At 69.0% G+C, this 18,415-nt stretch carries 17 protein-coding genes; 9 read left to right on the plus strand and 8 right to left on the minus strand.

Annotation, left to right across the window (positions count from 1 at the left end; translation table 11 throughout):
- Window positions 1-27: 27 nt before the first annotated feature.
- The 6 genes from EBL84_RS02295 to EBL84_RS02320 all read right to left on the minus strand — a co-directional run bounded on the left by EBL84_RS02295 (window position 28) and on the right by EBL84_RS02320 (window position 6,701).
- Entirely contained in the window at window positions 28-1,743 is a 1,716-nt protein-coding gene (locus EBL84_RS02295) for an autotransporter assembly complex family protein (protein WP_223806950.1), read from the minus strand.
- 209 nt (window positions 1,744-1,952) lie between these two features.
- Window positions 1,953-2,762 carry an ion transporter gene (locus tag EBL84_RS02300; protein ID WP_123139342.1) on the minus strand — a complete coding sequence of 270 codons (810 nt, stop codon included), beginning with the start codon at window positions 2,760-2,762 and terminating at the stop codon, window positions 1,953-1,955.
- 123 nt (window positions 2,763-2,885) lie between these two features.
- On the minus strand, window positions 2,886-3,086 hold the full coding sequence (locus EBL84_RS02305; protein WP_123139343.1) for a heavy-metal-associated domain-containing protein: 201 nt from the start codon (window positions 3,084-3,086) through the stop codon (window positions 2,886-2,888).
- Between the two features lie 49 nt (window positions 3,087-3,135).
- Complete coding sequence (gene glk / locus EBL84_RS02310; protein ID WP_123139344.1) at window positions 3,136-4,125, minus strand: glucokinase; 990 nt, start codon at window positions 4,123-4,125, stop codon at window positions 3,136-3,138.
- 129 nt (window positions 4,126-4,254) lie between these two features.
- The gene (locus EBL84_RS02315; protein WP_369957542.1) at window positions 4,255-4,557 is read right to left on the minus strand and encodes a sulfur globule protein CV3; all 303 of its coding nucleotides are present in this window, start codon (window positions 4,555-4,557) and stop codon (window positions 4,255-4,257) included.
- A 236-nt stretch (window positions 4,558-4,793) separates the two neighbouring features.
- Complete coding sequence (locus tag EBL84_RS02320) at window positions 4,794-6,701, minus strand: bifunctional diguanylate cyclase/phosphodiesterase (RefSeq protein WP_123139346.1); 1,908 nt, start codon at window positions 6,699-6,701, stop codon at window positions 4,794-4,796.
- A gap of 364 nt (window positions 6,702-7,065) precedes the next feature.
- Here EBL84_RS02320 and EBL84_RS02325 point away from each other — a divergent pair, with 364 nt between their 5' ends.
- The 4 genes from EBL84_RS02325 (at window position 7,066) to EBL84_RS02340 (ending at window position 11,418) form a co-directional block, all read left to right on the plus strand.
- Window positions 7,066-7,809, plus strand: a complete 744-nt coding sequence (locus EBL84_RS02325) for a glutathione peroxidase (RefSeq protein WP_123139347.1) — start codon at window positions 7,066-7,068, stop codon at window positions 7,807-7,809.
- 185 nt (window positions 7,810-7,994) lie between these two features.
- Window positions 7,995-9,386, plus strand: coding sequence for a glutathione-disulfide reductase (gorA, locus tag EBL84_RS02330; protein WP_123139348.1), 1,392 nt, complete (start codon window positions 7,995-7,997; stop codon window positions 9,384-9,386).
- 148 nt (window positions 9,387-9,534) lie between these two features.
- On the plus strand, window positions 9,535-10,524 hold the full coding sequence (dusA, locus tag EBL84_RS02335; protein ID WP_123139349.1) for a tRNA dihydrouridine(20/20a) synthase DusA: 990 nt from the start codon (window positions 9,535-9,537) through the stop codon (window positions 10,522-10,524).
- 15 nt (window positions 10,525-10,539) lie between these two features.
- Window positions 10,540-11,418, plus strand: a complete 879-nt coding sequence (locus EBL84_RS02340; RefSeq protein ID WP_123139350.1) for an EamA family transporter — start codon at window positions 10,540-10,542, stop codon at window positions 11,416-11,418.
- A 7-nt stretch (window positions 11,419-11,425) separates the two neighbouring features.
- Here EBL84_RS02340 and EBL84_RS02345 read toward each other — a convergent pair whose 3' ends face one another.
- Window positions 11,426-13,027 carry a bifunctional aminoglycoside phosphotransferase/ATP-binding protein gene (locus tag EBL84_RS02345; protein ID WP_123139351.1) on the minus strand — a complete coding sequence of 534 codons (1,602 nt, stop codon included), beginning with the start codon at window positions 13,025-13,027 and terminating at the stop codon, window positions 11,426-11,428.
- A 114-nt stretch (window positions 13,028-13,141) separates the two neighbouring features.
- Here EBL84_RS02345 and EBL84_RS02350 point away from each other — a divergent pair, with 114 nt between their 5' ends.
- Window positions 13,142-13,342 carry a DUF2892 domain-containing protein gene (locus EBL84_RS02350; protein ID WP_123139352.1) on the plus strand — a complete coding sequence of 67 codons (201 nt, stop codon included), beginning with the start codon at window positions 13,142-13,144 and terminating at the stop codon, window positions 13,340-13,342.
- A 39-nt stretch (window positions 13,343-13,381) separates the two neighbouring features.
- On the opposite strand, the gene rimO is transcribed toward EBL84_RS02350, so the two are convergent.
- Window positions 13,382-14,686: a 30S ribosomal protein S12 methylthiotransferase RimO gene (gene rimO, locus EBL84_RS02355; RefSeq protein WP_369957591.1), complete on the minus strand. Its 1,305-nt coding sequence runs from the start codon at window positions 14,684-14,686 to the stop codon at window positions 13,382-13,384.
- A 335-nt stretch (window positions 14,687-15,021) separates the two neighbouring features.
- Here rimO and EBL84_RS17030 point away from each other — a divergent pair, with 335 nt between their 5' ends.
- The 4 genes from EBL84_RS17030 (at window position 15,022) to thiO (ending at window position 17,998) form a co-directional block, all read left to right on the plus strand.
- Window positions 15,022-15,159, plus strand: a complete 138-nt coding sequence (locus tag EBL84_RS17030) for a hypothetical protein (protein WP_165913451.1) — start codon at window positions 15,022-15,024, stop codon at window positions 15,157-15,159.
- Between the two features lie 94 nt (window positions 15,160-15,253).
- Entirely contained in the window at window positions 15,254-15,736 is a 483-nt protein-coding gene (locus tag EBL84_RS02360; RefSeq protein WP_123139354.1) for a peptidylprolyl isomerase, read from the plus strand.
- Between the two features lie 95 nt (window positions 15,737-15,831).
- On the plus strand, window positions 15,832-16,779 hold the full coding sequence (ispH, locus tag EBL84_RS02365; RefSeq protein ID WP_123139355.1) for a 4-hydroxy-3-methylbut-2-enyl diphosphate reductase: 948 nt from the start codon (window positions 15,832-15,834) through the stop codon (window positions 16,777-16,779).
- 130 nt (window positions 16,780-16,909) lie between these two features.
- Complete coding sequence (gene thiO, locus EBL84_RS02370; RefSeq protein WP_123139356.1) at window positions 16,910-17,998, plus strand: glycine oxidase ThiO; 1,089 nt, start codon at window positions 16,910-16,912, stop codon at window positions 17,996-17,998.
- Window positions 17,999-18,415 lie beyond the last annotated feature (417 nt).

Consider the following 18,415-nt stretch of genomic DNA (forward strand, 5'->3'; position numbering starts at 1 on the left):
CGGGCGGCGCGGCGCGGGCGGCGTCGTTCATAGGTCGGGACCGATCACGATGTGCAGCCGCGCCGGGGGCCAGCCGCCGTTGTCGTTGTCCTTGCTGAGCGCAAAGGCGAGATCGAGCCGGACCTGCCCGATCGGCGAGGCCCAGCGCACCCCGACCCCGGCGCTGTAGGCGATCTGCTGATCGTAGTCGGGATCGAAGGCGTTACCGAAGTCGGTGAACAGCGCCGCGCTCCAGGGGCCGCGGATCTCGCGCTCGAGCTCGAGGCTGCCGACGGCGAGATAGCGCCCGCCGACGGTCTGACCGGTGAGCGGGTCGATCGGGCCCAGGGCATCGTAGTCCCAGCCCCGGATCGAGGCATCGCCACCGGCATAGAAGCGGCGGCTCGCCGGCAGGTCGTCGACCGAATCGGCGAGGGTGGCACCGAGATCGGTGCGGGCGATCAGCCGATAGCGCTCGGCGAAGCGGCGCACCCACTTGAACTGGATCTGACCGCTCAGATAGGAGTGCTCGGCGAGCACGCCGCCGAAGGTGCCGAGCAAGGTGTACTTGATGCGATAGCCACGATTGGTGTTGACCGGGTCGTCGGAGACCGTCTTCGACCAGGAGATGTTGGGCACCAGCTCGCTGGTGCGTTGCGCCGGGGCGTCGTTGATGGCGACGTCCTCGTAGCGGAAGTCGAACCCGCCGGTGCGCCGCCAACCCTCGCCGGTGAGGCGCGAGTGGGCGAACTGCACGGTGTGGACCCAGCCCTTGCGACTGGCGGTATCGTCATAGACCGATTGCGGCCTGATGGTGAGATAGTCGCGGGTCGGGTCCTGGACCGGGATACGGTAGTCGAGGTTCCATTCCGAGTGACGCGGCGAGAGGATCAGCTCGGTGCGGAACTTGTGGCCCCAGCGATTGAGATAGCGCCGCCGCCAGTCCATGCTGAAGCGCGGCCCGCTGTCGGTGGCGAAGCCGACGCCGAGACGGTACTTGTTGGCCTTGTTGCGGGTGGCGATGACCTCGATGGGGATACGCCCCTCATCGTCGCGCGCCTCCTTGTGCGGCACGATCTCGACCTCGCTGTAGTACTCACTGCCGAGCAGCCTGCTCTGCAGCTCGAGCAGCAGATCGGGATCGTAGACCGCCCCCGGGGCGAAACGCAGATAGCGCTGCAACAACCCGTCATCGAGCAGGTCCTGGTTGAAGGTCACCTCACCGAGGTGGTACTGGGGACCGGTGTCGAGATGGAAGTGGACCGCCGCGCTGTCGGCCTCGGGGTCGACCAGCACCTGGTGACGGGGCAGGCGGTAGTCGAGATAGCCGTTGGCCGAGGCGGCATAGCGCAGCTCCGACTTGGCGCGCTCGTAGTCGGCGTGCAGCAGCACGTCGCCGCGCTGCATCGGGAAGCGCTCGGGGAAGGCCGGATCGTCCTCGCCGGGACCGCGCACCTGGTAGTCGACGGCGCCGATGCGCACCGGTTCGCCGGGACTCACCCGATAGCGCGCCAGCCAGGGACCGTCGGGCGGGGCGGACTGCTCGAGGGCGGCATCGATCGCCACCCGATACAGACCGAAGGGAGCCAGGGCGTCGCGGATCTGCTGCGGGGCGAGACGGTGCAGCGCGCGCACCCGCGGCAGATCGAGTCCGGCGGCGTCGCGCTCCTGATAGATATCGAGCAACGCCAGGACGTTGTCGCGCTCCTTGCCCTCGAGCCCGCTGACCTCGACCTTCAGCCCGAGCGCCATGACCGGCGCCATCCACCCGAGCAGCAGGAGCGCCAACCAGTGACGGCCCGGTCCCGCAAGACCGGGAGAGTGGGCGTCGCTGGCGCGCCGCGCTGGCTGTGTCACGATCCGCTCCCCTCGCACGAGAATCCGATCCCCATTGATGATGCCGACGGCGCGGTCGCGCAGCGGACATCCGTCCCGCGATCGCGACCGATCATAGCAGAACCACCCCGCCCGACTCAGCGCCCCAACGCCTCGCGCAGCGCGCGCACCTCGGCGCGCAACGCCTGCAGCTCGTGCTCGAGCTGGACGCTGTCACGGTGCATCGAGCGCTCCAGCTCATCGCGTACCCCCTGGTGCTGGGCATCGTGCAGTGTCTGCATGGTGTCGACGATGATGCCGATGAACAGGTTGAGCATGGTGAAGGTGGCGATGAGGATGAAGGGGATGAAGAACAGCCAGGCCAGCGGATAGGCCGCCATCACCGGACGCACGATCCCCATCGACCAGCTCTCCAGGGTCATCACCTGAAACAGGGTGTACATGGAGGCGCCGAGCCCGCCGAACCACTCCGGGAAGCGCTCGCCGAACAGCCCGGTGGCCATCACCGCGAAGACGTAGAAGAGGATCAGCATCAGCAGCGCGATCGAGGAGATCCCGGGCAGCGCCTTGAGCAACGCCTCGACCACGAAGCGCAGTCGCGGCGCCATCGAGATCAGTCGCAGCACCCGCAGCACGCGCAGCGCGCGCAACACCGCCAGCGGTCCGCTGGCCGGGACCAGGGCGATGGCCACCACGGTGAAGTCGAACAGGTTCCAGCCACTGGCGAAGAAGCGCCCCCCCCGCGCATAGAGCTTGAGCAGGATCTCGACCACGAACACCGCGAGCACCGCCTGATCGATCAGGTGCAGCACGCCGCCGAAGCCGGCGACCAACGCCGGCGAGGTCTGCAACCCCAGGGTGACGGCGTTGAGGACGATCAGCGCGATGATCACGCGCTGGACGGGATCGGACTCGATCCAGGCACCGATCCGTTCACGACTCGACATACGACAGATTCTCCAGGTTCTCCATGACGAACGACGCCCCCGCCGGCACGAACTGGCGAGGGCGTATTGAAAGACGTGTTAGCGCAGGATGCGCGCCCCGGGCGGGCGCGCGGATGAGCGCACTCAGCAGGGCTCGGCCTGGTAGCCGGCAGCCTCCACGGCGGCGATCAGGGTGGCGGACTCGACCGCGCCCTCCACCCGCGCGCGACCGGCCGCGAGGTCGATGCTCACCGACTCGACCCCGGCGACCGCGACCAGCGCCTCGCGGACGCGACGCTCGCAGTGCTGACAGCTCATCCCGGTGATCTTCAGTTGCTGGCTCAAAGGTTGTTCTCCTGTGACGCGCGCTCGCGGCGCGCACTCGTCGTTGACCTCACCCGGCTGCCACGACGGGCCGCCCGGGCGACTGATCATCCTGCCAGGCGCGCGCCGCACCGAGCAGCGCCACCTGCGGCTGCAGGATCACCCGCACCGGCATGCGCGTCATCAACCCGCGCATCCGCCCCTTGTCGAGAAAGCCATCGAGGAAGGCGCTGGCACGCAGCGCCTCGAGGTTGCGCGGGGCGATGCCGCCGCCGAGATAGACCCCGCCGAGCGCCATCTGCTTGAGCGCCAGGTCGCCGGCCTCGCGTCCATAGAGACGGAAGAACAGCGCCATCGTCTCGACACAGCGGGCATCGCCCTCGCGCGCGCCGGCGGCGACCGCGGCCGGCTCGAGCACGGGTTGCGGTGACCGCCCGCCGGCGTACTCGCAACAGAAGGCGTGGAGGGCGCTGATGCCCATCCCGGAGACCAGCCGCTCCCAGCTCACCCGGGCGTGACGGCGCCGGAGGAATTCACGCAGCGCCCATTCACGGGCATCGGTCGCGGCGAACTCGGCGTGCCCGCCCTCGGTGGCGAAGGGATGATGGCGATGTCCGTCCCAGAACAGACCGGCCTCGCCGAGCCCGGTCCCGGCGGCGATCACGCAGCGGTTGCCGACGGCCCCGGGCTCACCCGGCTGGAGCTCGCAGACATCCTCCGGCGCCAGCGCCGCGATTCCCCAGGCCACCGCCTCGAGGTCGTTGAGCAACAACACTCGCGAGAGACCGAGCGCCCGCTCGAGGGCATCGGCGTCGATCTGCCAGGTCAGGTTGGTGACCTGGCTGCGGCGCCCCGACACCGGGCCGGCGATGGCGAACGCCGCACCGCTGCAGGAGACCGCGTGCGTGACCAGATAATGGCGCACGATCGACTCGAGCCCCGCATGCTCGGCACTCGGATAGCGTTCGGGATGGTGCAGCACGAGACCACCGCCGGCGTCCGGCGCGGCGATGGCGAGCGCCGTCTTGGTGCCCCCGATGTCCCCCACCAGGATGCGCATGGCGCAGACCTCCACAGGGTGCGGACGGCGGCCTGGCGGGACCGCCGTCGGTGCGTGTGGCGGGGATGATAGCAGCCGCGCGGGCGACGATGACAGCGCCCCGCCGGCGGGCGGGGCGCACGGGCTGACTCAGTCGTTGCTGGCCGTCGGCTGGTTGGCGGCGGGGTAGCCGTAGTAGGGCTGACCGTAGACCGGCGCGCCCCAACCGTAGGGGGCACCCCAGGCGCCATAGGGGGCGTGATAGGGATAGCCGTAGCCATAGGGATGGTGATAGCCGTAATAAGGCGCGCCGCCATACCAGGGGCCACCCCAGGGACCGCCCCAGCCACCCGGGAACATCCCGAACGGCCCCCAGCCCCAGAAGGCGTTGGCGGACATGGAACCGAGCGCGGAGACACCCGCGACGGTGGCTGCAAGCATCAGTCGTTTCATGCGCGTCATCGCTCAACTCCCATAGATGATTCAGGGAAACGCCACCGGCCCCCGTCCCTGGGGCAGGCGGCGCGGTCGCGACAGGGAACCGCGACCCGTGGACCCGGCCCAGGCGTCATCCCTGGCCAAGGGCCGGAGGACGTCGCCTGAGGCCGTCCTCGGGGCTAGCCTAGGCCGCGCCCGAGACGACAGCGTTGACGTCAATCAATATTCGCTAATATTCAACTGCACGAGGATCAACGGCCATAGGTCTCGAGGATCTCGCGCGCCGAGACCGGCCGTCCGTAGAGAAATCCCTGCCCCGCCCGACAACCCTCGCGCGCCAGGAAGAGCACCTGGTCGTCGCACTCGATCCCCTCGGCGAGCACCTCCAGGCCCAGGGTCTTGCCGAGACCGATGATGGAGCGCACCGTGGTCTCGTCGGCCGAGTCACGACCGATGTCACCGACGAAGGAGCGATCGATCTTGAGCTGGTCGATCGGCAGTCGATGGATGCGCCCGAGCGAGGAGTAGCCGGTACCGAAGTCATCGACCGCGATGCCGACGCCGAGCGCGCGCAGCGCATGCAGGTGCGCCAGCGCGCGCTCGGCCTGACGCATCAGCATCGCCTCGGTGACCTCCAGCTGCAACGCCCCGGGCGACAGCTGATAGCGCTGCAACACCCCCTCGACACGCTCGACGAAATGCGCCTGCTCGAGCTGCTGCAACACCAGATTGACGGCCATGCGCGGCACCTCCAGCCCGCTGTTGCGCCAGGCGGCGAGCTGGGCGCAGGCCGTCTCCAGCACCCAGTCGCCGACCTCGCCGAGCACGCCGATCTCCTCGGCCAGGGCGATGAAGCGCGCCGGCGGCAACAGGCCCTGACGGGAGTGGTGCCAGCGCAGCAGCGCCTCCACCCCGAGCAGGCGACCGCTGCCGAGATCGATCTGGGGTTGGAAATAGAGCACGAACTCGTGCCGGCGCAGCGCGCCGCGCAGCGCGTGCACCAGCTCGAGCTGCGCGACCACGCCGCCGGCCATGTCGGCATGGAAGAACTGGAAGTCGTTGCGCCCGCGCGACTTGGCCTCGTACATGGCGATGTCGGCGTGCCTGAGCAGGGTGTCCGGATCGGTGCCATCGACCGGATAGAGGCTGATGCCGATGCTGGCGCTGACCTGGAAGCGTTCCCTGCCGACCTGGAAGGGCGGGCCGAAGACCTGCAGCAACCGGTTGGCCACCCGTCCGGCGCGCCGCGCGCAGTCGGCGTCCTCGAGCAACACCACGAACTCGTCGCCGCCGACCCGCGCCAGGGTGTCGCTGTCGCGCAGCTGGCCTTGCATCCGCTCGGCCACCTCGCGCAGCAGCTCGTCGCCGGCGCCATGACCATAGCGGTCGTTGATGATCTTGAAGCGGTCGAGATCGACGAACAGCACCGCCATCACCCCATGATGACGGTGGGCGCGACTCACCCCCTGGGCGAGCCGGTCGTTGAGCAGGGTGCGATTGGGCAGGTGGGTGAGGGTGTCGTGATGGGCGAGGAACTCGAGCTTCTCCTCGGAGCGGCGCAGCGCATCCTGCTGGCGCAGCAGCTTGCTCAGATCGAGCACCGCGCAAACGAACTGCGACGGCTCGTCGGCGTCGACGGCCAGTCGCGCCATGTGCAGCTCGCCACCGAAGACATCACCGCCATCGGCGAGGAAGTGCACCCCCTCGACCACCTCGCCCTCGCTCTGTCGCGCCCGACTCAACGCCGAGGCCAGCCGCTCACGATCGAGCGGGATCACCAATCGCTGCAGGAAATGATGACGCAGATGCCGATTGCCCAGCCCGAACAGCTGCTCGGCAAGCGCATTGGCATCGAGCACCAGGCCGTTACCATCGACCACCAGCTGCGCCAGCGGCATTGCCGAGAACAGCGTGTTGTAACGCTGCGCCATGCGCTCGGAGGCGACCTGGGCCTCGCGCAGCTCGGCGTTCTGCACCTCGAGCTCAGCCTGATAGATGCGCAGCTCCTCGGTCAGCGTGGTGAGATCAATCTCACCCTGCCCGAGCAACCGACCGAGCCGGTCGAAATCGCCGCGCTCCAATGCCCGTCTGGCCTGTACATAGAGGTCTTGTGCCATCTCGTCCTGAGCGGGCACCTTCGGATCCTCGGAACCTGTCATTCTGGGGGACTCCTGCGTCCGTCGAGGAGGATCCGATCGTCGCACACTTGGCCGATCGCTTGGGCAGTCCCCTTGGTTCACAGGGGGAACTGCCGCATCCTAAGTGTGGGTGTGCGCCGAGCGTCGCCGGAACCGCAGCGGGTGAGCGGTGCTGTCTGGATGGCAACAGACACGATCAGGTGTGCGCCAGACCGAGCCGAACGATCGTCTCAGACAATCAGATCAATTTTTATTATCCATTTCACGCATCGGCCATCAGGACGTAATCTTAGCACCGTCGACACGCCATCCTCTTCGGGGGCGCGACGATCGCTCAAGAACTTTTGACCCAAATCCCACAGCGACAACCATGGAGAATCGACACATGTTGCAAGATCGCACCGGAAGCCGCGTTCCTCAGGTCACCTTCCACACCCGTAGCGGACACGAGTGGGTCGACCTGACCACCGACGAGATCTTTGCCGGTAAGACCGTGGTGGTGTTCTCGCTGCCGGGTGCCTTCACCCCCACCTGCTCCTCCTCGCACGTGCCGCGCTACAACCAGCTGGTACCGATGTTCAAGGAGCACGGGGTCGATACCGTGGCCTGCGTCTCGGTCAACGACACCTTCGTGATGAACGAGTGGCAGAAGACCCAGCACGCCGATGACCTGCTGTTCATCCCCGACGGCAACGGCGAGTTCACCGAGGGCATGGGGATGCTGGTCGAGAAGGACGATCTCGGCTTCGGCAAGCGCTCCTGGCGCTACTCGATGCTGGTACGCGACGGCGTGGTGGAGAAGATGTTCATCGAGCCCGAGGTCGAAGGCGACCCCTACGAGGTCTCCGACGCCGATACCATGCTCGCCCACCTCGCCCCGAACGCGCCCAAGCCGATGGACGTGAGCGTGTTCACCCGCGACGGCTGCCCGTTCTGCGTCAAGGCCAAGGAGGCCCTGCGCAACGCCGGCATCGACTTCGAGGAGCTGGTGCTCAACGAGGACTACACCGAGCAGACGCTGCGCGCCGTGGCCAACGCCCGTACCGTGCCGCAGGTGTTCGTCAACGGTGAGCTGATCGGTGGCTCGGAGGCGGTCGAGGGCTGGCTCAAGGAGCGCGCCAGCGCCTGATCCGGGAGCACGCCGGAGGACCACAGCTGCCGACGCCGGCCGGCGTCGGCAGATTCGAGGGGGTCGGGCAACCCATGGGTTACCGACCCCTTTGCTATGGACAGGACCGCTCTCGGACCACCCGCTGCGCCTCATCCGGGCCACGGGTATGATCCTCGGTCACAGCATTATCAGGAAGCAGAACCATGACCCAGCATTTCGACCTGATCGCGATCGGCGGTGGCAGCGGCGGCCTGGCGGTGGCCGAGAAGGCCGCCGCCTTCGGCAAGCGCGTCGCCCTGATCGAGTCCAAGGCGCTCGGCGGCACCTGCGTCAACGTCGGCTGCGTACCCAAGAAGGTGATGTGGTACGCCTCGCACCTCGCCGAGGCGGTGCGCGACGCCCCCGGCTTCGGCGTCCAGGCCAGCGGCGGCGAGCTCGACTGGCCCAAGCTGGTGGCCGGGCGCGATCGCTACATCAGTGCCATCAACAGCTTCTGGGACGGCTATGTCGAGCGCCTCGGCATCACCCGGGTCGATGGCCACGCCCGCTTCGTCGACGCCCACACCATCGAGGTCGAGGGTCAGCGTCTCAGCGCCGATCACATCGTCATCGCCACCGGCGGGCGCCCGATCGTGCCGCGTCTGCCCGGCGCCGAGCTCGGTATCACCTCCGACGGCTTCTTCGCCCTGCAGCAACAACCCAAGCGCGTGGCCATCATCGGTGCCGGCTATATCGGCATCGAGCTGGCCGGGCTGCTGCGCAGCTTCGGCTCCGAGGTCACCGTGGTGGCGCTCGAGGACCGGTTGCTGTTCCAGTTCGACCCCCTGCTCAGCGCCACCCTGGCCGAGAACATGCACGCCCAGGGCATCGAGACCCATCTCGAGTTCGCCGTCGCCGCACTCGAGCGCGACGCCCAGGGCACCACCCTGGTGGCCCAGGACGGCACCCGGCTCGAGGGCTTCGACAGCGTGATCTGGGCCGTCGGGCGCGCGCCCAACACCCGCGACCTCGGGCTCGAGACCGCCGGCATCGAGGTCCAACCCAACGGCATGGTGCCCACCGACGCCTATCAGAACACCAATGTCCCCGGCGTCTACGCGCTCGGCGACATCACCGGACGCGACCAGCTCACCCCGGTGGCGATCGCCGCCGGGCGCCGCCTCGCCGAGCGCCTGTTCGACGGCCAGAGCGAGCGCAAGCTCGACTACGACAACATCCCCACCGTGGTCTTCGCCCACCCGCCGCTGTCCAAGGTCGGGCTGAGTGAGCCGGAGGCGCGCGAGCGCCTCGGTGACGTGCTCACCGTCTACGAGACCAGCTTCACCCCGATGCGCTACGCGCTCAACGAGCACGGCGCCAAGACCGCGATGAAGCTGGTCTGTGCCGGTCCCGAGCAGCGCGTGGTCGGTGTCCACGTCATCGGCGACGGCGCCGACGAGATGCTCCAGGGCTTCGCCGTGGCGGTGAAGATGGGCGCGACCAAGGCCGACTTCGACAACACCGTCGCCATCCACCCCGGCAGCGCCGAGGAGCTGGTCACCCTCAAGGAGCCGGTGCGCCGTCCCGGCGACCCGCTCCCCGAGGGCGCGGCCTGAGGCTGCCCGCCCGCCGCCCGGCGGGCGGACCTCGCCGCGAGCGCGCCGATGATGGAAAAAATCGGCCCGGTCGCGGACAATCCCCGCTCGAGATCAACGACCCGGCCACGCCTCCGCCGGCGTCCCCAGCCCGAGCCCGACCCGCGCCATGCCTGCACCGCTAGACCGTCGTCTGTCCATCGCCCCGATGTTGGACTGGACCGATCGCCACTGCCGTTATTTCCTCCGGCTGATCAGCCGTCACACCCTGCTCTACACCGAGATGGTGACCACCGGCGCGCTGCTCCACGGCGACCGCGAGCGCTTCCTGCGCTTCGATCCGAGCGAGCATCCGGTGGCGCTGCAGCTCGGCGGCTCCGATCCCGCCGACATGGCCACCTGCGCCCGACTCGGCGCCGAGTACGGCTACGACGAGATCAACATCAACGTCGGCTGCCCCTCCGACCGGGTGCAGAACGGGCGCTTCGGTGCCTGTCTGATGGCCGAGCCCGGGGTGGTGGCCGACTGCGTGCGGGCGATGAAGGACGCGGTGGCGGTCCCGGTGACGGTCAAGAGCCGCATCGGCATCGACGATCGCGACAGCTACGGCGAGCTGGTCGACTTCGTCGGCGCCCAGGTCGAGGCCGGCTGCGACGCGCTGATCGTGCACGCGCGCAAGGCCTGGCTCTCCGGGCTGAGCCCGAAGGAGAACCGCGACATCCCGCCGCTGCGCTACGACGTGGTGCTGCAGCTCAAGCGCGACTTCCCCGCGCTCTCGATCAGCCTCAACGGCGGGGTGCAGGACCTCGACCAGGCCTGCGCCCTGCTCGAGACCCTCGATGGGGTGATGATCGGTCGCGAGGCCTACCACAACCCCTGGATCCTCGCCGCGGCCGACGCGCGCATCTTCGCCGACCCGACCCCGCCGCCGACCCGCCACCAGGTCATCGAGCGGATGCTGCCCTATATCCAGCGCGAGCTCGACGCCGGGGTGCCGCTGACCGCGATCAGCCGTCACCTGCTCGGACTCTTCCAGGGCCGTCCCGGCGCGCGCGTCTGGCGCCGCTGGATCAGCGAGCACGCCCATCTCCCCGGCGCCGGCTGCGAGGTGCTGACCGAGGCGTTGCCGCGGCGCATGCAACCCGCCGCCGCCGACTGATCCGGCGCCGCGGCCATGGACTGGGTGAGCCTGTCGCTGCTCTGCGCCCTCGCCCTGGCCAGCGCCGATGCCGCCACCAAGGCCTGGCTCGGCGCGCTCTCGGCCGCCGAGCTGGCGCTGGTGCGCCTCACCCTGAGCGGCGTGCTGCTCGCCCCGCTGCTCGCCGACCTGCCGCCGCTCGCCACCCTCGCGCCCGCCTTCTGGGGCTGGCTGGCGGCACTGGTGCCGCTGGAGATCGCGGCGATGCTGCTCTACATGCGCGCCATCCGCGACCACCCGCTCTCGCTCACCCTGCCCTATCTCGCCTTCACCCCGGTGTTCGTGCTGCTGGTCGCCTGGCTGCTGCTCGACGAGACGGTGAGCGCGCGCGGCGCCTTTGGGGTGGTGCTGGTGGTGGCCGGGGCCTGGCTGCTCAACGTCGGCCATGCCCGGGCGCGCGACTGGCGCAGCTGGCTGCGCCCGCTCGGCGCCATCCTCGAGCAGCGCGGCGCGCGGCTGATGCTCGCGGTGGCGGCGATCTACGCCCTCACCGCCACCCTCGGCAAGGGCGCGATGCAGTATCTGCCGCCGGCGCAGTTCGGCGCCTTCTACTTCGCCCTGCTCGGGGTCGTCGCACTGCTGGTGCTGGCGCTGCCGCGCCCGCGCCGGCTGCTCGCGCTGGCGCGCCATCCCTGGGCGGTGCTGGCGGTCGCGGCGCTGAGCGCGGTGATGGTCTACACCCACTTCCTCGCCATCGCCGCGACCGAGGTCGCCTACATGATCGCGCTCAAGCGCACCAGCCTGCTCTTCGGCATGCTCTACGGCGCGCTCTGCTTCGGCGAGCGCGGGCTGCGTGCGCGCCTGCCCGCCGGCGTGCTGATGCTCGCCGGCGCGGCGCTGGTGCTGCAGGGATGAGACGGACTCAGTGGGGCGGCTCGGCAAGGTCGCAGGACTGGGTCTGTCCGGCGAACACGGTCTCGAGCTGCTCGCTCACCCGCTCGATGGCGGGGTCGGCGCTGGTGTCGACGCGCACCAGCCGGTCGCACTCCTCGCCCTGCGGCGGCTCGCAGCGCGCATGCTGGCGCTCGAGCACCGCGAGCGTCGCCTCGGAGGCGTCGTTACCGGCGGCCAGACGCCGGGTGACGCGCTCGCGCAGCACCGCCAGCGGCGCCTCCAGCGCGAGGATGGCGAACCCGGCGTGATGACGCCGCGCCAGCGCAGCGAAACCGACGCGCCGCTGGTGCGCGGTGAAGGTGGCATCGACCAGCACATCGTGGCCACTGGCGAGGATGGTCTCGGCCAGGTGCAGCAGCCGCTCGTAGGTCCAATCGGTAGCCGAGGGGAAATAGATCCCGCCATCGACCCCGGTATTGGTGCGCGCCTGCGCCTCGAGCCCGAACAGTCGCTTGCGCTCGACGTCCGAGCGCAGATGGACGAAGGGCAGCCGCTCGCAGAGCGCGCTGGCCATGTGGCTCTTGCCCGAGCCCGACAGCCCGCAGGCGATCAGCAGCCGCGGCCGTCTCGCCCGGGTATAGCCCTCGGCCAGCGCCAGATAGCGCGCGCACGCATCCCAGGCGGCGGCGCGCTCAGGCACCGCCAGCCCCGTCTGACCGGCGCGGATCGCGCCGACCTTGGCGCGCACCATCGCCCGATAGCACTGATAGAGACGCAGCAGTGCCAGCAACCCGTAGTCACCGCCACGCTCCAGATAGCCGTTGAGCAGACGCTGCGCCAACCCCGGCTCACCGGCGGCCTCCAGGTCCATGACCAGGAAGGCGAGCTCGCTGGCGGTGTCGATCCAGCGCAGCTCGGGGGCGAAGTCGATACCGTCGAAGATCTGCGGCTCGCCGTCGATCAGCGCGATGTTGCCGCAATGCATGTCGCCGTGACACTCGCGGATCCAGCCCTCGGCGCGACGCTGCTCGAGCAGCGGACGCAGCACCCGCCAGCGTGCCCGGGTCCAGTCCTCGATGCGTTGGAGACGCCTCAGCAGCGCCGGCGCCTCGACCCGCGCCCGGATCTGCTCGACGTTCTCGATCATCGGCGCGAGCACCATGTCGGGCGCCCCCCAGGGGGCATCGGGCGCGGCGGCCGGGATGGCGGCGTGGAAATCGGCCAAGCGCTCGGCGAGCCGGTCGATCAGGGGACCGTCGAGGGGGCGGTGCGCGAGCAACGCCGACTGCGCGAAACGGCGCATCCGTACCGCGTACTCCAACACCGCGCCCGCGGCGCCGATGCGCGGGTGCGCGGCCTCGCCGCCGATCGCCACCACGTCGAGATAGATCGTCGGCGCGAGCCGGCTGTTGAGGCGAATCTCCTCCTCACAGCAGTGACGACGCAACGCCAGGGTGGAGCAGTCGAGAAAACCAAGATCGAGCGGCTTCTTGAGCTTGTAGGCGAAGTCGCCGGCGAGCAACACGTGGGAGATATGGGTTTCGATGTGCTCGATCCGATCGACCGGATGGGGATAGGCCTCGGGGCGCTGCAGCGCCGCGATCAGCCGGGGGAACTCACTGGCATCCATGACACCACCTCCAAGACAGCCGACGGTCTCGGTGACTGCCCGATCTTGAATCAAGTATAAGCATTGGTTAATACTCCGCCGCTTACACCCATCGCAACCGAAACGGAAGCACCCATGTCCATCGAACGTATCGTCTTCGCCGTCGCCGGCGCCTTTGTGCTGCTCTCGGCCATCCTCGCGGCCACCGTCAGCATCCACTTCCTGTGGTTCACCGGCTTCGTCGGCGCCAACCTGCTGCAGTCGGCCTTCACCGGCTTCTGCCCGCTGGCGATCATCCTCAAGAAGCTCGGCAAGACCCCCGGCCCGGCCTTCTGATCGGCCGCCGGGCGGCACCCCGCCGCCCGGCGCCAAGGCTCATGCCGGATCGACCGGCTCGGCCCACAGGTCGTGATCGCCCGAGGCGGTGATCTCGACCTCGATGAAGTCGCCGGGGTCGATCTCCCAGGCCCCCGGCACCAGCACGTTGCCGTCGATCTCGGGCGCATCGCCATAGCTGCGCGCCACCACCTCGTCTTCGTGCACCTCGTCAACCAGCACCGTCATGCGCTCGCCGACCCGCGCGGCGAGCTTGTCGCGGCTGATCTCGGCCTGGACCTCCATGAAGCGCTCGCGGCGCTCCTCGCGCTCTTCGGCAGGCACCGCATCGGCCAGATCGTTGGCCGCCGCGCCGTCCACCGGCGAGTAGGGGAAGCAGCCGACGCGGTCGAGCCGCGCCTCGCGGAGGAAGTCCAGCAGCGACTCGAACTCGGCCTCGGTCTCACCGGGGAAGCCGACGATGAAGGTGCTGCGCAGCACCAGCTCGGGACATTGCGCGCGCCAGCGTGCGAGACGCTCGAGCACCCGCTCGGTGGCTGCCGGACGGCGCATCGCGCGCAGCACCCGGGTGTTGCCGTGCTGCAGCGGCATGTCGAGATAGGGCAGGATCAGCCCCTCGGCCATCAACGGGATCAGCTCGTCGACCTGGGGATAGGGGTAGACGTAGTGCAGTCGCGTCCACGCCGGCAACTGGCCGAGCTCGCGCGCCAGGGTGGTGATGTCGGTACGCAGCGGTCGCCCGCCGTGGAAGCCCGGCGCGTACTTGAGGTCGCGGCCATAGGCGCTGGTGTCCTGGGCGACCACCAGCAGTTCGCGCACCCCGGCCTCGACCAGCCGTTCGGCCTCGCCGAGCACCTCACCGAGACCACGACTGACCAGGTCGCCGCGCAGGCTGGGGATGATGCAGAAGGTGCAGCGATGGTCGCAGCCCTCGGAGATCTTGAGATAGGCGTAGTGACGCGGGGTGAGCCGCACGCCTTGGGGCGGCACCAGACTGGTGAAGGGGTCGTGCGGGGCAGGCAGCGCCTCGTGCACCACCGCCATCACCTCCTCGAGCGCGTGCGGTCCGGTGATCGCCAGCACCTCGGGATAGGCGGCGCGGATACGTTCGGCGCGGGCGCCGAGACAGCCGGTGACCACGACCCGGCCGTTCTCTTCCAGGGCCTCGCCGATCACCTCCAGCGACTCGCGCTCGGCGGCGTCGATGAAGGCGCAGGTGTTGATGACCACCAGCTCGGCGTCGTCATAGTCGTGCACCACCCGATAGCCCTCGGCGCGCAGCCGGGTGAGGATGAGTTCGGAGTCGACCGTGGCCTTGGGGCAGCCGAGGCTGACGAAGCCCACGGTGGGCACGGCGGCGGATGGGGATGAGATGTCCAAATGAAGCTCGCTGATCTGGTTGCGGTTGGGGACTGGCGGGCATTATCGCCCAGCCGAGACCGGGCGCACGTCATCGCGGCGACGCGTCGTGCTTGATCGTCCCCTGTATATCGGTAACGATAGCGGCGTTTGCCATCTAACGCGACGGCATCACGGGACACGCTTGAAGAGACGTGACACGGCCAGGACTCCGAGGCGGGATCGATACTGGCAGCGATCGCCCCCGCGCGCGCCAATGGCGCGGCGCGAACACGGACAGGCCGGCGCCCGGGCGCATGGCAACAGGAGGGTCGAGACAGATGAAGCACTGCAAACTCTGCAAGTTCAGCGCACTCTGCAACGACCTGCCCGGCGTCTGCGTCCTGATCCCGTACGTCGCGATCGCGGTCGTCGCGACCTCGCTCGGTTACCTCTTCGTGACCCAGGAGCTGTTGTAGCGGCGCCCACCCTATCCGTAGCGGGGGCGGGAGACGTCGAGCCCTTGCGGGCCATCCGGTCCCGCCCTCGCCGTTGCAATGGACCCACTGCACCATGGTCATCAACGACACCCTGTCCACGCCCGCCGAGACCGTCAGCGAGCCACCGCTCGCGGTCGCCGCGGGACGACGCATCGCCTTTCACCTCCAGGTCCGCTTCCCGGACGGTTTCGTCGCCTTTTCCACCTTCAAGGAAGAACCGATTCGTTGCACCGTCGGCGACGGCACCCTGACCCCGGCACTGGAGACGGCCATCGACGGACTGCTCGCCGGCAGCGAGACCGAGTTCGCCGGCGACGGCTCCGAGCTGTTCGCCACCTACGACGAGAACAATGTCTTCTGGCTCGAACGCAGCGAATTCCCGCCCGAACTCCAGCCCGAGCCGGGCAAGGTCATCGCCTTCGAGACCCCGGCCGGCCAGGAGACCAGCGGCATGGTGCTGGAGACCGAGGGCGAGCGGGTGCGGGTCGACTTCAACCACCCCTTCGCCGGACGCGCGTTACAGCTACGCATCGCCATTCTCTCCGTCGAGACCTGAACCCGGGCGCGGCCGGCGCCACCGGCCGCGCGCAATAACCCCGAACACCACCCGCTGTTTTCAATCCCCGCCGACCGCCTATCCTGTTCCGAGCCATGACTATCCTGCTAGCCAATCCCCGCGGTTTCTGTGCCGGCGTCGATCGCGCCATCGCCATCGTCGAGCGCGTCCTCGAACGCTACGGTGCGCCCATTTATGTCCGTCACGAGGTGGTGCACAACCGCTTCGTCGTCGAGGGACTGCGCGCGCGCGGCGCCATCTTCGTCGAGGACCTCGACGAGGTGCCGGACGACGCCACCCTGGTGTTCAGCGCCCACGGCGTGCCCCAAGCGGTACGGCGCGAGGCCGAGGCGCGCGGGCTGCGGGTGTTCGATGCCACCTGCCCGCTGGTCACCAAGGTCCACCTCGAGGTCACCCGGCACTGTCGCAACGGCATCGAGACCGTGCTCATCGGCCATCGCGGTCATCCCGAGGTCGACGGCACCCTCGGCCAGTGCGACCCCGAGGGCGCCCCGGTGCACCTGGTCGAACGTCCCGAGGACGTCGCCGGACTCGAGATCGCCGATCCCGAGCGCATCGCCTACGTCACCCAGACCACGCTGTCGATGGACGACACCACCACCATCGTCGCGGCACTGCGCGAGCGCTTCCCGGCCATCCAGGGACCGAAGAAGAGCGATATCTGCTACGCCACCCAGAACCGCCAGGACGCGGTCAAGACCCTGGCCGAGAGCTGCGAGCTGCTGCTGGTGGTCGGCTCGCCCAACAGCTCCAACTCCAACCGGCTGCGCGAACTGGCCGAAAAGCGCGGCTGCAGCGCCTATCTGATCGACGGCCCCGAGGACATCGAGCGCGGCTGGCTCGAGGGCATCTCGCGCATCGGCCTCACCGCCGGCGCATCGGCCCCCGAGGTCCTCGTCGAGCGGGTCATCGCCCAGCTGCGCGACTGGGGCGTGGAGCAGGTCGAGGAACAGCCCGGCATCCGCGAGCAGGTGGTGTTCGCGCTGCCGCGCGAGCTGACCAGGGAGCCGGCCGAGGACTGAACCCCGCCCCTCGCGCTTGCACCTCGACCGACCGAACCGCACCTAATGAGGCTGGAGGCGGCCAGACAGGCCGCCCCGGTCCCTGAGCGAGACGGCCCGGCGCCCGCCAGGCCGCGAGGAGAGGAGTTGCATGAGCGAGATCCTGGTCATCGGTGGCGGCGTCATCGGGTTGCTGACCGCGCGCGAGTTGGCGCGCGCCGGTGTCGACACCACCCTGGTCGAGATGGGCAAGACCGGCCAGCAGTCGTCCTGGGCTGGCGGCGGCATCCTCTCCCCACTCTACCCCTGGCGCTATCCCGACGCGGTCGGGCGGCTGGCCGCCTGGAGCCAGCGGGTCTATCCGGCGCTGGCCACCGAACTGCTCGACGAGACCGGGATCGACCCCGAGCTCACCGTCAACGGCATGCTGGTGCTCGACACCGAGGAGCGCCAGCGCGCACTCGACTGGGCCGCGCGCCACGACACCGCCATCGAGGTGCTCGACGCCCGCCAGCTCCACGCCAGCGAGCCCGAGCTCGGCCCCCGTCCCGAGCAGGCGCTGCTGCTCCCGGGCATCGGCCAGGTGCGCAACCCGCGCCTGACCCGCGCGCTGCGCCGCGCCATCGAGCGCAAGGTGACGCTGCGCGAGCAGGAGGAGGTGCTGGAGCTGCTGATCGAGGGCGGGCGCGCGGTCGGGGTGCGCACCCCCAAGGGCGAGATCCGCGCCGAGCGCGTCATCATCTGCGCCGGCGCCTGGACCGCCAAGCTGCTCGAACAGCTCGGCAACAGCCCCGAGATCCAGCCGGTGCGCGGCCAGATGATCCTCTTCTACGCCCACCCCGGCCAGGTCCATCACATCACCCTGCACCGCGAGCGCTACATCATCCCCCGGCGCGACGGTCGCATCCTCTTCGGCTCGACCCTGGAGCAGGCCGGCTTCGTCAAGCGCACCACCGCCGAGGCCAAGGAGGAGCTCTATCGCGCCGCCGTCGAACTCTACCCGCTGCTCAAGCGCACCCCGATCGAGGACCACTGGTCCGGACTGCGACCCGGCTCGCCCAGCGGCATCCCCTATATCGGCGCCTACCCCGGCATCGACGGGCTCTATTTCAACGCCGGCCACTACCGCAACGGCCTGGTCACCGGCCCGGCCTCGGCCCGCCTGCTCACCGACCTGGTGCTCGAGCGCGACCCCATCCTCGACGCCGCGCCCTATGCGCTCGACGCCGCGCGGGACTGATCGAGGGCGATCAGCCGCCAGCCGCCAGCCGCCAGCCGCCAGCCGCCAGCCGCCAGCCGCCAGCCGCCGGGATGATGAACCGTGAAGATAACGTCTTGCCTGTCAATCGACGATCATGCAACACCTGCCTCCCCGACTGGAGGCTGGAAGCTGATCGCTGGAAGCTGGTTCGAACCGCAAAGACACAAAGCACGCAAAGGGGAGAAAAGCCTTCAGCGACCAGCCTCCAGCCCGTCGGTTGGGTTGCTCATGCACTACCTGATCGACGAATCGCCGGGATGCCAGGACGGGCAACCCAACATCGCCATCAGGCGACAGCCAGCGGATCGAACCGCAAGGCCGCAAAGAACACGGAGAGAAGAAAGACTTCCTACGGTCAGCCTCCGGCAAGAAGAACAGGCTTATCTCGTACCGCCA

Source organism: Marichromatium sp. AB31, assembly GCF_003718685.1.
Classification (GTDB): Bacteria; Pseudomonadota; Gammaproteobacteria; order Chromatiales; family Chromatiaceae; genus Marichromatium; species Marichromatium gracile.

Bases quoted from the DNA above. Each gene is read 5' to 3' on its own strand.
- dusA (WP_123139349.1), top strand. From the start codon at position 9,535: ATGCCTGCACCGCTAGACCGTCGTCTGTCCATCGCCCCGATGTTGGAC.
- EBL84_RS17030 (WP_165913451.1), top strand. From the start codon at position 15,022: ATGAAGCACTGCAAACTCTGCAAGTTCAGCGCACTCTGCAACGACCTG.
- thiO (WP_123139356.1), top strand. From the start codon at position 16,910: ATGAGCGAGATCCTGGTCATCGGTGGCGGCGTCATCGGGTTGCTGACC.
- EBL84_RS02340 (WP_123139350.1), top strand. From the start codon at position 10,540: ATGGACTGGGTGAGCCTGTCGCTGCTCTGCGCCCTCGCCCTGGCCAGC.
- glk (WP_123139344.1), bottom strand. From the start codon at position 4,125: ATGCGCATCCTGGTGGGGGACATCGGGGGCACCAAGACGGCGCTCGCC.
- EBL84_RS02320 (WP_123139346.1), bottom strand. From the start codon at position 6,701: ATGACAGGTTCCGAGGATCCGAAGGTGCCCGCTCAGGACGAGATGGCA.
- gorA (WP_123139348.1), top strand. From the start codon at position 7,995: ATGACCCAGCATTTCGACCTGATCGCGATCGGCGGTGGCAGCGGCGGC.
- EBL84_RS02300 (WP_123139342.1), bottom strand. From the start codon at position 2,762: ATGTCGAGTCGTGAACGGATCGGTGCCTGGATCGAGTCCGATCCCGTC.
- EBL84_RS02295 (WP_223806950.1), bottom strand. From the start codon at position 1,743: ATGGCGCCGGTCATGGCGCTCGGGCTGAAGGTCGAGGTCAGCGGGCTC.
- EBL84_RS02315 (WP_369957542.1), bottom strand. From the start codon at position 4,557: ATGAAACGACTGATGCTTGCAGCCACCGTCGCGGGTGTCTCCGCGCTC.
- EBL84_RS02325 (WP_123139347.1), top strand. From the start codon at position 7,066: ATGTTGCAAGATCGCACCGGAAGCCGCGTTCCTCAGGTCACCTTCCAC.
- EBL84_RS02345 (WP_123139351.1), bottom strand. From the start codon at position 13,027: ATGGATGCCAGTGAGTTCCCCCGGCTGATCGCGGCGCTGCAGCGCCCC.
- EBL84_RS02350 (WP_123139352.1), top strand. From the start codon at position 13,142: ATGTCCATCGAACGTATCGTCTTCGCCGTCGCCGGCGCCTTTGTGCTG.
- EBL84_RS02360 (WP_123139354.1), top strand. From the start codon at position 15,254: ATGGTCATCAACGACACCCTGTCCACGCCCGCCGAGACCGTCAGCGAG.
- ispH (WP_123139355.1), top strand. From the start codon at position 15,832: ATGACTATCCTGCTAGCCAATCCCCGCGGTTTCTGTGCCGGCGTCGAT.